Source organism: Armatimonadota bacterium (assembly GCA_016223145.1).
Classification (GTDB): Bacteria; Armatimonadota; Fimbriimonadia; order Fimbriimonadales; family Fimbriimonadaceae; genus Nitrosymbiomonas.
The window spans coordinates 101,978-118,250 of the sequence record JACRPN010000008.1 but is presented as its reverse complement, the minus strand read 5'-3'; the positions used below and the strand labels follow the sequence as shown (position 1 = coordinate 118,250).

The 16,273-nt window shown below is 57.8% G+C and carries 12 protein-coding genes and 1 tRNA gene; 5 read left to right on the top strand and 8 right to left on the bottom strand.

The genetic code is table 11. From position 1 onward, the window contains the following. The first annotated feature begins 87 nt into the window (after window positions 1–87). On the top strand, window positions 88–1,533 hold the full coding sequence (locus HZC36_05770) for a hypothetical protein (protein ID MBI5706480.1): 1,446 nt from the start codon (window positions 88–90) through the stop codon (window positions 1,531–1,533). Window positions 1,534–1,655: 122 nt separating this feature from the next. On the opposite strand, the gene HZC36_05765 is transcribed toward HZC36_05770, so the two are convergent. Further along, window positions 1,656–2,984: an alpha-glucosidase/alpha-galactosidase gene (locus tag HZC36_05765; protein ID MBI5706479.1), complete on the bottom strand. Its 1,329-nt coding sequence runs from the start codon at window positions 2,982–2,984 to the stop codon at window positions 1,656–1,658. 286 nt (window positions 2,985–3,270) lie between these two features. Between HZC36_05765 and dnaB the strand changes: the two genes are divergently transcribed. From dnaB to HZC36_05750, 3 genes are all read left to right on the top strand, one after another. Then, complete coding sequence (gene dnaB, locus HZC36_05760) at window positions 3,271–4,638, top strand: replicative DNA helicase (protein MBI5706478.1); 1,368 nt, start codon at window positions 3,271–3,273, stop codon at window positions 4,636–4,638. A gap of 93 nt (window positions 4,639–4,731) precedes the next feature. Further along, window positions 4,732–4,806: transfer RNA gene (locus HZC36_05755), tRNA-Val, on the top strand. Window positions 4,807–4,916: 110 nt separating this feature from the next. Next, window positions 4,917–6,116: a tyrosine-type recombinase/integrase gene (locus tag HZC36_05750; GenBank protein MBI5706477.1), complete on the top strand. Its 1,200-nt coding sequence runs from the start codon at window positions 4,917–4,919 to the stop codon at window positions 6,114–6,116. Here the strand turns inward: HZC36_05750 and HZC36_05745 are convergent. The 4 genes from HZC36_05745 to HZC36_05730 form a co-directional block, all read right to left on the bottom strand. Further along, a complete protein-coding gene (locus HZC36_05745) occupies window positions 6,046–6,261 on the bottom strand; it encodes a helix-turn-helix domain-containing protein (GenBank protein ID MBI5706476.1) in 216 nt (71 codons plus the stop codon). The genes HZC36_05750 and HZC36_05745 overlap by 71 nt on opposite strands. Window positions 6,262–6,276: 15 nt before the next feature. Next, complete coding sequence (locus tag HZC36_05740) at window positions 6,277–6,636, bottom strand: hypothetical protein (protein MBI5706475.1); 360 nt, start codon at window positions 6,634–6,636, stop codon at window positions 6,277–6,279. Between the two features lie 199 nt (window positions 6,637–6,835). Continuing rightward, window positions 6,836–7,666, bottom strand: coding sequence for a replication-relaxation family protein (locus tag HZC36_05735; protein MBI5706474.1), 831 nt, complete (start codon window positions 7,664–7,666; stop codon window positions 6,836–6,838). Then, entirely contained in the window at window positions 7,663–9,099 is a 1,437-nt protein-coding gene (locus HZC36_05730) for a type IV secretion system DNA-binding domain-containing protein (GenBank protein MBI5706473.1), read from the bottom strand. The genes HZC36_05735 and HZC36_05730 overlap by 4 nt, the downstream gene beginning before the upstream one ends. A 286-nt stretch (window positions 9,100–9,385) precedes the next feature. Here HZC36_05730 and HZC36_05725 point away from each other — a divergent pair, with 286 nt between their 5' ends. Beyond that, the gene (locus HZC36_05725; GenBank protein ID MBI5706472.1) at window positions 9,386–9,991 is read left to right on the top strand and encodes a hypothetical protein; all 606 of its coding nucleotides are present in this window, start codon (window positions 9,386–9,388) and stop codon (window positions 9,989–9,991) included. A 170-nt stretch (window positions 9,992–10,161) separates the two neighbouring features. Here HZC36_05725 and HZC36_05720 read toward each other — a convergent pair whose 3' ends face one another. From HZC36_05720 to HZC36_05710, 3 genes are read right to left on the bottom strand one after another with little or no spacing between them, the layout of a single operon-like run. Next, window positions 10,162–13,809 (bottom strand): hypothetical protein, encoded by a 3,648-nt coding sequence (locus tag HZC36_05720; protein MBI5706471.1) that lies wholly within the window; start codon window positions 13,807–13,809, stop codon window positions 10,162–10,164. After that, window positions 13,803–15,107, bottom strand: coding sequence for a restriction endonuclease subunit S (locus HZC36_05715; protein ID MBI5706470.1), 1,305 nt, complete (start codon window positions 15,105–15,107; stop codon window positions 13,803–13,805). Before HZC36_05715 ends, HZC36_05720 begins: the two co-directional genes overlap by 7 nt. Further along, a complete protein-coding gene (locus tag HZC36_05710) occupies window positions 15,104–16,096 on the bottom strand; it encodes a virulence RhuM family protein (protein ID MBI5706469.1) in 993 nt (330 codons plus the stop codon). The genes HZC36_05715 and HZC36_05710 overlap by 4 nt, the downstream gene beginning before the upstream one ends. Window positions 16,097–16,273: the final 177 nt, after the last annotated feature.

The window sequence follows — 16,273 nt, the reverse complement described above, 5'->3', positions numbered from 1 at the left end:
GCGATTACAGTCGCCGGCCCCGAGTCACCCGGACGGGACGCTTGGGCTACGCTGACTTCAACGTTCGCTCAAGGGGATGGCTGAGAAGTGGCTGAAGAAAGCCAGGTGGTTGAGCAGAACCAAGCAAAGGGTGGCCGACGGGCGGCCAAGATCGCATGGGGTGTCTTCGCGCTGGTTGTGCTGGCCGCTGCAGGATGGGTCCTCTACGATCCCGCCATCGAAGAGGGCCTGATTCCCCCGGAACCCGAGCAAGAAACTGGCTACTACATCGTAAAGGACATCGAAGCCGAGCTAGCCACACCCGTGCCGAACCCGCCCATTCTGCCCCCCATCCAACCGGGCCAGAAGGCCGCGGACTACGAAAAGCTGACCGCGCCTCTATGGGCGCCCTACCGGAAGCGCGAGCAAGAAAGGAAGGATCGGCTCTATGCCAAGCTAAAGGAGGTCCTTAGACTTCCCTTCAGGTTGCCGGAAGCCGAGAAAGAACGCATCGCGCGCCGAGATGCAGCCGCTTTTCTCGGCGACATCAGCCAGCTCCGCCCCGATCAGGTCGCCGATTCCGGACTCACGATGCAGAACATCCCCATGCTACTGGGCTCGCGGATTAATCCCTCTAGGCCCGATCCCGACATCGGTCTCGATGCCTGTGTCACTGCGCTTCAGTTGGAGGCCAAGTTTCTGGAAGACGGAGGGTTCGCGCCCGCCGCCGGATCGAATCAAGCGGCCTACAGCGCTATTCAACAATTCCCCATGTGGATCCCAAAGGCCTCGCTAAGTGCCCTAGCTGATGCCTTAAGGCGCATGCGCGCCATTCCTAGTCGTGCAGCCATGGCAGCACAGACCTTTCGCGACGAGAGGAACCGTCAGCTTCGGTTCATCCGCGCCTTCACCGCCCCTGTCAACTGGCGAAGGCAAATGGTGTCCAACTTCGAAATGCCGCTCAAGGATGCGATTGGCATTTGGCTATCTCATCGGAACCATCTGGCCAAGCAACTCTCGGCCTACCACGACGGGTGGAAGCGTCTTCTTGATACGCAGTTCGCCAATACGAGCAACCCTCCAAAGTGGCCCGAGGGTCCCGTGTTTTACTATTTGAGCTTGCGCGACGGCACAAAGGTTGATGCCCATATTGCGTACTGGCAGACTCTGAAATACTCGGACCTGAACTTGGCCTTCGTGTGCGGGGCGCTCTCGCTTGAGGTGTATAAGCGGCGCTTTGGGCACTACCCTTCACACGCGGAAGCCATGAAACAGTCTCTCTATCTGCCCGGAGATCCTTTTGGGACGGGTGTGCTTCACTATGCGCTAAAGGGCGACGGGTACCTGCTTTACTCCGTAGGTCCTGATGGTAAAGATGACCAGGGCGTACCCGCGGGCATGATCCGCTCAACGCTTTCCTCCGGACTGTATCAATCCTATGCGCTGAACGATCGAGGTGACGTGTTGTATATGGGTTCGAACTTCGACCTTGTCGCTCCTCAGCCGGCAGCCTCCGAGCGGCCCGTCATCCGGTCCAAGAGCACGGCGGACTGAGGCAAGCGCCCCGGCCCAATCTCCCCTACGGGCAATTTCGGGTCTAGGGCCTACACTGGCAGACTGATCATCTGCCCCACAGGGATCATCCCTTTGCTCTAGATCCCTTTGTCCCTCCGCCCCTACCTGTATTCCACCAACCACTGAGCCTCGGCCTCAAAGAGCCGCATCGTCATCTCTTTGATCTCAGCAGGGCAGCAGACCGCAGACGTCAGCGGATCGTGCAGGAGGGCATGAACCGCCGTCTCCTTGGAGCGATTGAGGCACGCCTCGACGCCCAGATCGAAGATTCTCATGTTCGATTCGCACACGGCGGCCATTTGCCTAGGCAACCTGCCATATCGCGTGGGCTGGACGCCGTTTCGATTGATGAGGCACGCGACCTCGACGCATCCGTCCGACATTAGGTTCGGAATCAGCCCCTCGTTCGGCGCGACGTTGCCATAGATCACGATCGGGCGGTTCTTCTCGATCGCCTCGATGATCCAAGCGCCGTACTCCTCGCTTCGATCCAGCTTGATCGGCTCTTCTCCAGCGATAAGCTTGGCTCGCATGTCGTCTTGCCCCTTGCGCCAGCCTGGCCACTCGTCGGCATAGAAGCTCTCTTGGCCCCCATAGCCCTTGATCGTGTAGGCGTCGAGAAGCTTCTTGCTGGTTCGATAATAGGGCACATACTCGCTTAGGTGGCCACTCGACTCTGTGATGAACGCGCCGAAATGAAGCATCATGTCGGTCCGCACGGGCTCGGCTTTGGCGAATTCCGACTCCCGATTGCGGGCCTGTTCCATTAGGGTCCCATACAAATCAGTGCCATCCGGCCCCCGAAGCGTGGTGAACCATGCCAGGTGGTTGATTCCCGCACATGTCCACTTCATTTGGCCGTATTCGACCTCCGCATATTTCGCTAGGAGTTTGGACGTTCCCTGCACGGAATGGCAAAGCCCGACCACCTTCATCGTGGATGCGCGCTGTGCTGCAAGGCACATCATGCCCATGGGGTTTGTGTAGTTCAAGACCAGGGCGTTTGGGCAGAGCCTCTCGGCGTCGCGCAAGATGTCGATCCACACCGGGATCGTGCGAAGCGACTTGAACAGCCCACCAGGGCCGATCGTGTCGCCGATGCACTGGCTCACACCGTATTCCAGCGGAATGTCGTTGTCGAAGCGAACGCACTCGATGCCGCTCACTTCGATCGAGTTCACGATGTAGTCCGTGCCCGGAAGAAGCTCCTTGCGATCGATGCTGGCCCGAATCGTCCATTTGTCCGCTTCGCCGGCTTCCTCCAGGATCCTCTGCATGAGCTTGGCGGCTAGCTGAAGCCGGGCGTCGTCGATATCGATGAGCCGTAGTTCACCGCCCAGAGAGTTAGGGATGAGAACGACGTCCTTCAAGATGGAGTTGGTAAAGAAGCTGCCCGCGCCGATCATGGTGACGTTGATCTTCCTGGGCATGGCGCCTTCGAGACCGGTACGGTGTGGTTGGGTTGCGGACGCTGCCATAGGCTCAAGCATATCTGAAGAATCGAATCCCTGTCTGGTAGCGTATAGTAGACATACTCCTACTTCTTCGGGGCTTATCGGCAGCGCCGGGTTTTCCACACACGTTATCCCCGTGGGCAATGTGGATAGTCCGGCAAATTGGAACCTGAAACAAGCCCTAGAGGGCCTGTGAACAGCTTTCCCATCCGTTGTGAAAGGTCCCGCATTTCCGGGAAGATAGGGTGTCAAGAGTACTGATATGGCCGTTGCGCGAGAGATCCTGATTCCCCTTCACAGCATGGACGCCGAGATGAGCGCCCTCGGCTCGATGATGTACGGAGAGCGGCCCGCAGAGCAGGTCTTTGCGGCCTTGGGTGAAGACGACTGGTACGTACCCGCGCACCGCGAGCTGTTCCGCGCCATGCTCCAGCTCCAACGAGAGAACAAGGCGATCGACCTGGTCACCCTCAAGCAAGAACTCTCGCGCCGTGGGCGGCTGGAGGAGGTCGGCGGAGAGGACTATCTTATCCGCGTGATGCAGGCCGTGCCCAGCCCGGCGAACGCCAGCTACTACGCGCGCATCGTGGTCGATAACGCGACGATGCGACGGCTCGAAGATTCGGCACACCAAATCGTCAAGATGGTGCGCGACCCGGAGCTCGAAGTCGACGACAAGGTCAGCGCGGCCGAACAGGCGGTCTTCCAAGTGGGCGCAAAGCGCCTTGGCAAGGACTTCCTGCCGATGCGTCAATTGGCCACTGAGGTCATGACGGACATCGACACGATTCTGGATACCGGCGAAGAAACGCTTGGCGTGCCCAGCGGCTTCGTCGACTTGGACGATCTGACGACGGGCTTCTATGGGGGCGACCTGGTCATCATTGCGGCCAGGCCCTCTATGGGAAAGACAGGTCTGGTCCTGCGCACCGCGCTCAAGGTGGCTTCTTCGACCGGCCCCGTCGCGTTCTTTTCACTCGAAATGGGTGGCAAACAGCTTGCACGAAGGCTGGTCTCCATGCTGAGCAAGGTGAGCGCCCACACCATGAAGAAGCCCAACCTGGACCACGGGACGCTCAAGAAACTGGCAGACGCATGCGAAACGCTTTATGGCCTGCCGCTCTATGTGGACGAAACCTCTGAGTGCTCACCGCTCCAGATGATGGGCAAGTGCCGGAGGCTGAAGCGTGAGCACGGTCTTTCGATGGTTGTTGTGGACTACCTCCAACTCATGCATGGCGTGAAACGGACGGAAAACCGTGTGCAGGAGATCAGCGAAATCTCGCGCTCGCTCAAGACTCTGGCCAAGGAGCTCGACGTCCCGGTGATCGCGCTCTCGCAGCTCAGCCGCGCGGTCGAAAACCGCGACAAGCGCATCCCGCAGCTCAGTGATTTGCGCGAATCTGGGTCCATCGAAGCCGACGCTGACATCGTGCTCCTGCTCTATCGGGAAATGCACTACAACGAGCGCGACCCGAAGTGGCTCGAAGAGCACCCGGACAGGGACATGAGCCCCGATCGAGTCGAGGTCGCCAATCTGATTGTGGCCAAGCACCGGAACGGTCCGACGGGCATCGTAGACCTGGCGTTCCAGCCCACCTACGCGCTGTTTTCTGATCTGAAGAGGTAAGAGCCGGCCACCTGGCTCCTTCTCCACCGACATGCTGGATACGGCCCATACGCCCATTGAGCCCTATTCGTCGTATACTCAATCGTTGCTTCCGGGCGATTAGCTCAGCGGTAGAGCGCCTCGTTTACACCGAGGATGTCGGCGGTTCGAGCCCGTCATCGCCCACCACCTTTTTTCCTCTATTTTGAACCTAAATTGAGAGAAATAGGCTTGACGAAGCTCCAAGCGAATCAAAGCTGTCTCTCAATTGGTCTCTCAATTATGGTAGTCTCTCAATTATGGGAACGCGGGCTGACAATCGGGAGGGCTCCTGCAGGGAAATCCTGACGGGACGGCACAAGGGCAAGTGGCGCGTTCAATTCACCCTGATAGACGATCTGGAGAGGCGCAAACGCGTCTCCCGGCTCTTCCCGAACAAAACCGAAGGCAAGACATTTCTACAGGGCCTCCGAAAGGGAGCCACCATCGAAGCACGCAAGCGCGATCGGGAGCTGACCTTGGGGGGCTGGTTTGATTGGCTTGCCGAGAACGATTGGCCCGCGTCTCTGGCTGAGCGGACCATCGCAGGTCGAGTTTCGCGGTTCAACCTGCACGTCCGATCAACGTGGGGCCAAGTATCACTTTCCAAGATTGATCCCATGTGCGTGTTCCAGTTCTTCCGCCAGCTTCGGGACAACGGGGTCGGTGCAGCCACGGTGCTTGAGATCAAGCGCGATTTGGTTCGGGTGTTCAACCAAGCGGTATCACCCTACGGCCGCGTCAGTCTCGCCAACCCTTTCAAGCTGACGGTCAAGGCTCCGCCCATTCGGGAAGCAGTGGCTCTGACTCCCGAACAAGCGAAGAACGCTCTCGCAAGCGAAGAACTGGACCCCGAGCGGCGAGCCATGCTGGGAGTCTTCCTCTTGACCGGTCTCAGGCTTGGCGAGCAAATGGCCTTGACGTGTGACCAACTGCTCTTTGATCAGGACCTGATTTTTATCGACAAGGCGATTCAACGGGGAAAGAACGGCGCCCAAACCGTCGGGCTGCCCAAGGGGCGAAAGAAACGTCTGGCCGTGATGTGCCCGACGCTGAAGCGGCTCCTCAAGGACGTAACAACGGGGATGAAGCCGGATCAAGTGGTCTGGTCCGCGGCCTGGGAAAACAAGCCGCGAATGCAGGGGCTGGTCTACGCGACATGGCGAACGATTCTGAAAGACACCGGACTGCCCGCCGAGATGACTCCTCACGACTGCCGGCTGACCCATATCAACTGGATCGAGAAGCTCATGCCCGAGGTCTCCGCCACGACCCTGAAAGAGCACGTTGGCCATGCAGGCGAGGGGGTTACCCAGATCAACTACACCCGCCCACTCACATCGTCTCAGCAGATCCTGAGAGACGGAATTGAGCGGGTGGCCGGCTTGCCTATGCCAGGCGAACAAAGCCGTGATTCTGCTCAACTCGGGACACATACGCCTCCAATTGTGCGTACGTGACACGCCGGCACTTGCCGATCTTGATCGAATCCAAGTCACCGAATTCTATGAGTCGATAGACTTGCGCTCTGGAGAGGGAAAGCAAGTCGCCGGCCTCTTCGACTGTGTAGGCGAGCTTGCTGGATTGCCACTGCGGCTTATGCATTCAAAAAGGCGAAGGTCAATCTCGCCGCGCATCGGATGAGGGTCCAGACTGCTTCGGAGCACCCGAGACTGCCCTCATGAACACCTTCACAGACCAGCGAAGCAGGTGAGGGATCTGCCTCGCACAGCTCTTCAGCACGTTCTCGAATGCCTTGACCGGTAACGAGTTCTGCCCGAGGATGCGACGAAAACCAAGCCACATTATCGCGCAGACAACTGCGATCTGGAAGAGCCCTCCGAAGAACGCTCCCAAGGACTGACCGAAAAGGAACGACCCGATGCCTTCAAGGCCGCCAATCACGATTCCTAGTACAGCGCCAAGGTTCGAGATCAGCAATTTGAGCAGCAAGAGCCCGATGATCCAAGACGCAAGCATCACCGGGATATTGAGGTTTACGTACCTCGCGGATTGGAGAAGCTTCCGGCTGCCGCAAGTGACGCAGCAAACTGACCCGGCCGGGTTGAGATGCTTGTTGGAGCATAGCCTCCCTCCAAAGCTGCATCGGCAGGATCCACAGATCTTAGCTTGGGCGGGCCAAAGGCGATGGCAATTCAGGCAATACTTCATGGTTTCGTTAGGCGGCAGCTCGAAGCGCCGTGTCGAAGCAGACACGGCTGCCGCTCGTTGTGTTGCAGATGCAGCCGAGAATCCCCTGCTCCTCAATTCGTTGCCACGTCGTAACGAAGTGGTTGAAGCTCCTGCTCGGTAGGTCTGCCAGATGGGAAAGTCGCCGCTCGCCAACGGTTACGGTCAAGACTGAAAAGTGGACCTCTCCAAACACCTCTGAGAAGGCACCGCATTCTGCGTATGTTCGATACCGGTCCAGTTTCTGCTCGAAGCGCGGCAGGGACACATTCCCGAGGTCGACTTCAAGAAAGATATGGCGTTGCCCCTGCTCGACTTGGAGGCGAAAGTACGCGTCGGGTTTCATGACAACCGTCGCCCAAAGAGGGGACTGACCAGCGGCTACTTGGAATTCATGCAGGCACTCGGACTCACACAGCCATTCGTTCAGCGTCCGATCAGCCTCTCGATGCAGTTGGACTCGAAAGTCCAGCACCTTAAGGGCATGCTCGACAAGAAGCGGCCCTTCGGTCGCACTGCAATGCCGTGAGATCTCATCTGCAGGCAAGTCCAAGGACCTTCGAAGGTAGGCAGCGGCGGCTTTGCCCGGCGCGTAGACGGACTGGTGACCCGCAAGCCCGTTGATCCCTTCGACTCGTCGAAGCCACCCCGCTCGGACGAGATCGGAGAGGCGCTGATTGCAGCGAGCTACCGAGCCAAAGAACCCAAGCCCCAATAGGTCATCTCTTCTGGCTATTCGATGAAGGAAGATCGTCCTCACGACCTCGAAGTCTCGGCTCTGAAGCCTGAGTTCGCGCTTTGGTCCATTCTCGAGTTTCATTTGCGTCCTGGGCGCCTTGTGTGCCGCACTGCGGGATTCTCTGCCGGTGCATTGCTTGGATTTGTCATGACTTGGCGATTCGCGATTCTCGACTGCGCCTCGTCCGCGGAGAGCGATCCCATTCCTTCGTGCACGAGTGAGAGCAGATTAGCAAGTGTCTCGGCAGAGTGATTGGGCGCCTTGCTCTCGTCGATACGGATCAAGACCGGATCGTTTGGGCGCTTTCGCATGAACGCTTGACCAATCGGCAGAGACTGAAGCAGCTGGACTGGGTCTTCCTCATCGCCAAGCTTGAGATACGAGATGAGCTTTCGGGCATCTTCGCCACCCGTGGCAAAGAAGATCTGGGTGAGGGAGTTGTTGAGGATCGTGTCTCGGAGCTCTCTCCTGACCTGGCTTAGATTCTGGTGCGAAAGGGTCAGTCCAAGACCAAAGCGCCTCCCTTCTGCGATGATGCTGGCGAAAGCTTCTGTGGCCATCGTTTCAAACTCATCGACATAGAAGTTCACTGGGTTGCGATTGTGCTCAACTGTATCGACCCGGGCCATAGCTGCTGCTTCGATCGCCCCGATGATGAGGCTGCCGATCAGCTTCGCTGCAGAATGAAAGCGGTCTACTCCCAGCGAGACAAGCAGGATTCTGCCTGGAGCGTCGAGCGAAGCCTTGAAGTCAAGGCAGTTTGGAGATCCAAATAGAAGTCGCAGCCTTGGGATGCCCAGGAATGGCGTCACCTTGTTGAGCACGGGAAGGAACCAGGCCTGCTGACGCTCGGCCGAAAGGGCATCGTAGCGGCTGAAGAAGGAAGTCACCGATGGATCGCTGGATTGGCTGACGATGCTCTGGCGGTATGCACCGTCCGTAAGGAACGGTTCAAGCTCCAAAAGGCTGAGGTTGGCCTCCGCAAGGGGGATGAGCCCGTTTCGAAGTGTCTCGTCCAGCTGGACGCCCCACGAGTCCGAATGGACTTTGATGGCGTCCTTCACAAGATACGCCCTTGAATGAGGATCGCCGCTTCCTACCAACGGATTAAAGCCAATGATGCGGTTAGAGTCCCGCAAGTCCAGCAGCTGAATTCGCCGGCTGAGGGTTTCATGCCGATTCGGATCGAGCCGGTCGAGCAGCTTGTCCACCAGGTCGCCGCGGAGGTCGATGACGGCAACCGTCCTCCCATCGGCGATGTCTCGCGCCAGGAGCTGCATGATGAAGTTCGTCTTTCCGCTGCCCGTGGCGCCGAGGATGTAAAGGTGGCGGGCTCGCTCCTCTTGTGAGATTTCGAGGGGAAAGCGTGGACCCGGATCCCCGTTAGGCAGAACCCATCCGATCGGCCCGGCCTTTCCATCTGAAGGGGTTTGAGACCTGGTCTGCTTTCGAACCGCCTGTCTGGACGAAGCGAAAAGAAGTACCCCTTCGATGATGGATACGATGCTCTTCATGGTCCCACCCTTGTAATGCCCGGCAACACCTCCCCGCGTGACAGAAGAAAGAATTCAGAGGGAATAAAGTCGGATTTGGAGTCACCTTCACGGTGAACCTACTCTCCCCAAGCAGCCCTGCTTGAACGCCTGCTCGAACAGCTGCTCGAAGAACACCTCCCCTCTTTCTGCTCTCGGACCTTTGTTTCGCTGACGACACCCGATTTGCGCCTCTGCCTAAGTGGCTCTACCGCTGAGTCGAAGGGTCGGACTTGTGCCGGCTCTTCGCACCTCGGAGGTGAAGGAGATGTCTCTATTCGATTGGCCGTTGGGGCCAGAGCTTGTTGAGCGAAAGGTCACGATTGCTCCAAGACCCTTGCGCGGACCGAAGCCGCCTCGACGTGAGATGCCGTTCCAAATCGAGCCGGGCTTCTATGAGGACGGCGAGGTCTGGCTTTACGGCAACGCGCGGATTCTTCAAGGCCATCTGGCGTTTGTTGCCGGTGCCTTGGGATCGAACCATCACACGCTTGCCGAATTGAACTCGATCGAGGCGGAAGCGGAGCGATACGTACTGGACAGCAAGGTTCTCGTCTGCGGCATCCACAGCCCGGCCCATCAGCGAGCTGCGGTCGTGCCACTCAGGTGGGGCTCGCCCCGCATTCTCGTCTTGTCAGGCGGCTTCAAACACCACCTTAGCGAGAAGTTGGATCAGGAACCCTTCCGGGCCGCAAGGCTCTGGCGGTACAAGTGGGATCCACAGACAGATCTTGCGATCTCACGGCGGGCTCCGGAAAAACTCCCTACGTTCGCGACTCACAATCCCACGATTGACCGAATGATCTCCCTGATCGTCGGACGACGGTGGCCAGGTCTATTGTTTGAGGCTTCGTCCAGCTTGCAAACGGTCTGACGACCATCCCAAGAGCCCTCTGAGAGGGCTCGTTTCTTTGCCTCACACTCTGGTTGCCAAGCTTGGCGTAGGTGCGCGAGCCCAGTCGAAGCTACTACATCACAGAGCAATCAGTGACATAGCCTTCGGGTCAAGATCGCAAGTGCGTAGCGGAATGCTGTTAGTTCTGGTTAGTCGCCGATGTCCTGCTGGGCGGAGTCGAGGTCTTCAGCTCGTTTGGCGTCCCTCAGCATTGCCTGGCTTTCCTTCTCAAATCCTGCCGCCCAGTCGCGAATGGCCGGATTAGGGTCGTTCTTCAGCTGGCACGCTACTTTGATGCGGTCGCTAAAAAGCTCCACTCCATGTCCCCAGTAGACGCCGGTGCTGAAGGTCTGAGCCCTGAATTCGCCTTGTAGCTTGTCGAAGTCAGGGGCAGATGGCGGAAAGACTTCCCAAAATGCTCTCGTGACAAGCGGGACTCTGGCTTGACCACTGCCGTCGAGATAAGGTTTAGGGAGGTTTCCAGCGATCGTCATCGCGACCCTAAATTCCTGCTTTGATAGCCAAGTCTTGAAGGCACCATCCTCAATTAGCTCCAGGATCATCGTGACGGAACCGTGAAATAGAAACGGCGGCGAATACGGATCAGCTAACTTTGGAACCAGGGCGTCGAGCACTTCTTCAGGATGGTCTGCTGCTGCAACCTTAAGGACAGCTGTTGCGGCAGAGAACTCCGATTGTTCCATCGCTGCACAAAGCAGAATGATCTCCTTTGGGTAGACCGGAAGGAGCCATTCGGCGACCTCCTGCCACTCATATTCGTCCTGCGTCGAGCGTCGGTCCGGCGGTTCAGTCCTGAAGGCAAGAAGGGCGAATTCGTCAAAAGCCTCGTGTGAAGCAGGGGCGTTCTTCAAGTAGTTGACGACGCTCAGCGCTGGACCGACAGCCTCTGCGTCACCGTTCTGAAGACGAAGGCGAATGGCTTCAACGAACTCTGCCGCAGCACCCTCAAGTGGAAGCTTGATTTCGCGCCACAGTAGCCCAAACAGGCCCGACGAAACGTCAGTCGTGTTTAGCATCCGGGCTGACTCATGGAGGTACACCTCGTCGCCAATCGCCTGGTAAACGGACAGCGACCAGTGGGGATTGGTCGCCTCGGTTTCACGCACAGAGCCCAGGACATGGTCAGTCTCGTCTTGGTGCCTTCCGAGATAGCCGCCGATCATTCCCAGCGCAAACGGGCTGGGGCCCGACTCCTTGAGTCGCCCAAGCACCTGGTCGAGGACACTCTTCTCGACCACGGCACCTAGCTTGACTCCAAGACGCCACCCACCGTGCTTGGCAGGGTCATTTAGGAGCGCGATCACCTGCCCCAAGAATTCAGCATCTTCTCGGCACCTTTTCAGCACCCGAGTTTGGACCTTTTCAATTGCCGGCTCTTGGTCCTTTCGGTAGTAACCGTGCTCTGCGAGCATTAAGGCGTCAACGATCGGATCCGATTGGTCGATCCTTTCGAGCAGCTCCTTGCTCATCGCGTGCATCCGGCTCTTGCGCTGGTCCTTGTCACTGGAAGTGATGCTTAAGTAGTGCCTGGCATCGACGACGATTTCGCGCAATGAATCTTGCGGGAACAGAGGGTGAGAAATCACCTTCAAATACGGTTCGATGGTATTCAGCCGCTCTAGCCAACTGAAGCGAGACTTCTCCATCGCTTTTCCGACTTCGGCCCGCACCGCGACGCTACCTTTGTTCAGCAGACTGCAGAGCAGGTCCGGGATTCGCTGGGCTGCTAAGGCAATCTGGCGATGATGGATGAACTGGAGACTCGGTGGGGCCGCTCTACCTCCAACAATCGGGGACGGCAGATTTGAGCTGCTATGTGGAAATGGACTCGCAAGGGCAGAAAGCACTAGCCGATGCTCATCGTCTTGACCAGACTCAATCCGAGCCCCTAATAGATCGAGTCGCTTCTCATACGGGTACTCAGTGAAGTCAAAGTAGGGCCAAAACCAGTCCACCCAATAGGATGATGCGACATTCGCGTATGGGCTGGGAACCTCCTTGAGCGCAAACCAGTGAACGATCTCCTCCGCTTGCTCGAAGTACTCCTCGAACTGCGCCAGGTCCCGGACCTTCCAGATAATGTCGCGCCTTCCAACGCCTCTGGTTTCATATGGAAGCGACTCAAGCTGGGATAGGTTGTCTTGGATGATCCTGTGCAACTGCGGGAGGTAGGTGTCTGGATCAGCCGTCAGGAGCTGTAGGAAGTGTCGGCCACTCCTTGCGTCCACGAGGTTTGCCAAGCCAAAGTCGGACTGAGGCAAGCTAAAAAAAAGGAGCATCGCCTCCTTCTCCGGTCCAGGCGCAAGACGATTGACGGCTTGTAGCATCGCTTCGAAGAACTTGCCTGGTGCTGCGAGAATCCGTTTGACCTCGTCCGGCTCCTCGGTCCAAAAGCGAATAAGCGCAACTTGAGCGATTGCGGGCCCAGAGACGTACAGGACGTTTTCACTAAAGTGAACAAAACCCGACGTTGACCACGAGGAGCGACATTTCGCGCGGAACGCGGAAGCGTCGATCCCTGTGATCCCACAGAACTCATCGACATCCTCGGACAAGAGCATGGGCACGAGAGCCAACCTCTTGATCGCCTGCTTAGCAGAAGAGTCCTTGTCCAGCTCGTTCGAGACCTCACGGTCCAAGTCCTCCGATGTCAGGTCAGGATTTGGGCGCTTCCTAATGGCATCGCAGAGCCAATTCGTCAGTCTTAGGTTCCCTCTCGCATACTTGATAGCCACCGAACGGGAGGCAGGCAGCAATGCCGGAAAGGCAGTTGAGAAGACCCTTTCGCTCTCGTCGTCTGTAAGCGGTCTTAGTGGGCCGCTTCGTTCTCGCGCCGTGCGGACGTGCTTGAACGAGTGGCCAATCAAGATGACTTTGAGGCCATTGGGAACGGTGTTCTTGTCTATCTGGAGGGAAGGATCGGCGGCGTACTCGTCGATCACGCACACGCCACGGAACTTGTATTGACTGGCCAGGTTGAAGAACGTAGATGCGTTGAGCGGGTTCCGAAAGTAGCAGGCGCATCCCTTGAGCTCAGGAATCGACTCAACGACTTCGAGAATCGCTCGGGACTTCCCAATCCCCGGCTCACCAGCAAAGAACAGCAGGGACTCAGTCGGATCAGGGCTCGCGATAAATCCCTCTACGTCGCTCTTCAGGGCAGCGAAGTAGGAAGGTGCAACATAGTTGGGAAGCAAGGAATGCGGTTTCTCCTTTAGAGCGATATCGGACGATATGAACATCCCACTGGGCCCAACGATTTCCGCAGCGATGACGGGTGTCTGGGACAAGCACGTTGCGAGCCGGTTTGAGTCGAGGAGGACCGGCTTTGGTGCATCGGACTTGATCTCTTTCACGATCTCGTGGAGTGCGTCTTCAAACTCCTTAATCTCGATATCAGTTCGGCCACGCGCCACAACCCATACCAGACGGTAGCCTTCTGCAATCAGGTCTCGAATCCGGGGCTGGCCTTTCTTGGGTGCCTTCGTCAGCTCCTCCTTGGCATTCGCGACCTTCGTGTCGCCAGCTTTGAACTGGAAGACGGTCCTCGCAGCCAGATAACCTGTTGAGTCCGCAATTGAAGCCGCGTTGATCAGACCGTCCACGCCACCATCGGCTCGGAAGCTCTCCCCGCTAATACTCCACTCTGTTCCCGTAATGCCAATTCGCGGAAGGTACACCCCTGCCCACTTTCTGATGAGCGTGGTGAAGCGCTGACCGTCGCTGTTCACGTAGCGGTCAAGAGCACTCGGTTCTACATAGGAGATCTCTAACATGGACTACAGGGACCTGGTTGAACCAACTCACCTCGAAACGCCTTGGCGAGGATGGCTTGGGTGGTGCGCTCGACCTGGGCGGTGGCGTCGGTGAGGCGGGATTCGATGGAGTCGGCAAGGGCGAAGAGGGCATCGACGCGGCGGACGATCTCGGTTTGTTCGTCGACAGGCGGGACCGGCAACACCATCTCCCGACACTGAGTTAGCGAAATGTTTGATTGACCGGCTGACCCTCGGGTCTGCATCAGAATCTCTTCATACGGCATCCCGCTACAGAGAATTACGTAGAGCCATTCCGTGGTTATTCGCGTCGACGGGCGAAACATCGTCAGGGCCTGGTTGAACGTCCACTCAGGATATTGGTCGGACACTATGACAACCTTGCCAAGGGGTGGCCCCACGATGTTCATGAGTACGTCACCGGGGATGGCAGTCGAGCGCGACATCGACTTGGTTGCATACACCGATTCGGAGACAAATTGCGGCTTGTAGTCGAAGTCGAGCCGCTGATCGACCAAGTTGTAGACCTTGAGGAACGGGATTCCCGGCATTCCTTGAAAGCCTTCCTTTGGGGTCGACCCGCTTTGCACACGTCCGCATACGTCCTGAGCCGGGATGTCTTCCCAACCAATAAGGTTCTCTGTCCCTCGCCAGTCGGCGGTGAGCTGGCCAGAGCAGGCGGCGGCGAGGACGGACTGGCGGAAGCGCTTGAGGAGGATCGGGATCGAGGCGAGCCGCTCCCGTGCCGAATTGACCTGCTCAACCAACTCTTCGATCCGCGCCACGATCTCGCGCTGCTCGGCGATGGGAGGAAGGGGAATTTCGATCTCGCCAAGCACTTCGAAACCGATGCGCGGCATTTGCAGGCCCATCGAATGGCGGTGAGCGTATTCAACGACGGTCGCGGAGTTAAGAAAGCGCATCAGGTAGCCCTGATCCAGGTCCTCGTTCGGCGGGAACACCAGAATGTCGGTAGACGAGATTCCGTTGAAGTTCGGGATTGTGACCTTGTTCAAATAAGGTCGGAGTCTGCCATAGAGGACATCTCCAGCCCTGAATGCGGCCTTGGTTGAGTGCACGTCCTCGCCAAGTCCGGCTCCCACGATCTTGGTAGTGTTCGCTTCGATATGCTCAAGGCTTAGATAGGGAGACTTTGGGTAGTCGGTAGGATCGACCTTCGCGGATGATGGCTTGGTCAGGTTCTTCAAGGGGATCATTTGCCAGTGAGCCGGAAGGCCATCGCTTTCGGCGAAGTCTTCGACATCCTGCGGGTTCACAGTGGGAGTGGTTGCGCTCACTCTCCCTCCTGACCGCTGATCCTCTTCACTTCGCGCTCGAAGTCGCTCTCGAACGCCTCGTCCTGCTTTACGCGGAACTGCTCGTACTGCTCCTCTGCGAGCTTTTTGGCGACCTCGGCGGAAACCGTTCCAGGGTTGGTGAGCACGTCACGCTCGTTGAACCTCAAGAAGGCATCGAGCCGCTCCACCCAGTCCGTCATCTTCATCGGGACCTGCCGCGCGGCCATGTCCTCGGCATAGAGCAGGTACTGCTCGACGATGCGGTCAAGCTCCTTGATCTCCTTTTCGATCAGGTAGTTCTTGGCGGTCGAAACGTCGGTTCTCAGGATCTTGCCGTGCGGCGCCTTCTTCCAGGTGGTGAGCCCCATGCTCGGCTTGCCGGCGTCTGCGCGCTCCGCGATGATCTCGGCGGCGGTCTTTCCGCTCACGGCCCAGTGCAGCTTGTTCTGCACGGTGGCAAAAAAGGTCTTGGTGATCTCCGCCTTCGGGTCGTAGTCGATACTCGCTTGCTCGTAGAGGTCGGTGATCTTGAGATAGAAGCGGCGCTCGCTCGCCCGGATCTCCCGGATGCGCTCGATGAGCTCGTCGAAGTAGTCCTTGCCGAACCGCTTGTTGAGCTTGAGGCGCTCATCGTCCAGGACGAACCCCTTGATGACGAACTCCTTGAGGGTGTTGGTGGCCCAGATTCGGAACTGGGTGGCCTGCTTGGAATTGACCCGGTAGCCAACGGCGATGATGGCGTCGAGAGCGTAGAACTGGACCTGGTACGTCTTCCCATCGGCGGCAGTTTGTGCAAATTCTGCACACACTGAATTGCGGTCCAGTTCTCCTTCCTCGAAGACATTGCCAAGGTGCTTGGATATGACCGATCGATCCACAGCAAAGAGGTCGGCGATCTGCTTTTGCGTCAGCCAGAAGGTGTCTCCCTCGTAGGTGACCTCGATCCTGGCCTCGCCGTCTGGCGATGAGTAGAGGATGATCTCACTCATTGCGGCCCCTCGTTCACGCTAGCATTCATGACGCTCCCCCTTGAGCCGTTTTCGAGGGGGCAAGTAGCCCCACATACATCCCGATTAGAGTCGAAATGAGGAGCAAAGACAAGGAAATCTGTGCGACGGCAGCATAGCGCTCAGCTTCTGCTAGTCCCGATCCTCTCTTCGCGACAA

What these genes read in the sequence shown, in the direction of transcription:
- HZC36_05765 (MBI5706479.1), bottom strand. Translation starts at nt 2,984, where the DNA reads ATGCCCAGGAAGATCAACGTCACCATGATCGGCGCGGGCAGCTTCTTT.
- dnaB (MBI5706478.1), top strand. Translation starts at nt 3,271, where the DNA reads ATGGCCGTTGCGCGAGAGATCCTGATTCCCCTTCACAGCATGGACGCC.
- HZC36_05750 (MBI5706477.1), top strand. Translation starts at nt 4,917, where the DNA reads ATGGGAACGCGGGCTGACAATCGGGAGGGCTCCTGCAGGGAAATCCTG.
- HZC36_05745 (MBI5706476.1), bottom strand. Translation starts at nt 6,261, where the DNA reads ATGCATAAGCCGCAGTGGCAATCCAGCAAGCTCGCCTACACAGTCGAA.
- HZC36_05740 (MBI5706475.1), bottom strand. Translation starts at nt 6,636, where the DNA reads ATGCTTGCGTCTTGGATCATCGGGCTCTTGCTGCTCAAATTGCTGATC.
- HZC36_05735 (MBI5706474.1), bottom strand. Translation starts at nt 7,666, where the DNA reads ATGAAACTCGAGAATGGACCAAAGCGCGAACTCAGGCTTCAGAGCCGA.
- HZC36_05730 (MBI5706473.1), bottom strand. Translation starts at nt 9,099, where the DNA reads ATGAAGAGCATCGTATCCATCATCGAAGGGGTACTTCTTTTCGCTTCG.
- HZC36_05725 (MBI5706472.1), top strand. Translation starts at nt 9,386, where the DNA reads ATGTCTCTATTCGATTGGCCGTTGGGGCCAGAGCTTGTTGAGCGAAAG.
- HZC36_05720 (MBI5706471.1), bottom strand. Translation starts at nt 13,809, where the DNA reads ATGTTAGAGATCTCCTATGTAGAACCGAGTGCTCTTGACCGCTACGTG.
- HZC36_05710 (MBI5706469.1), bottom strand. Translation starts at nt 16,096, where the DNA reads ATGAGTGAGATCATCCTCTACTCATCGCCAGACGGCGAGGCCAGGATC.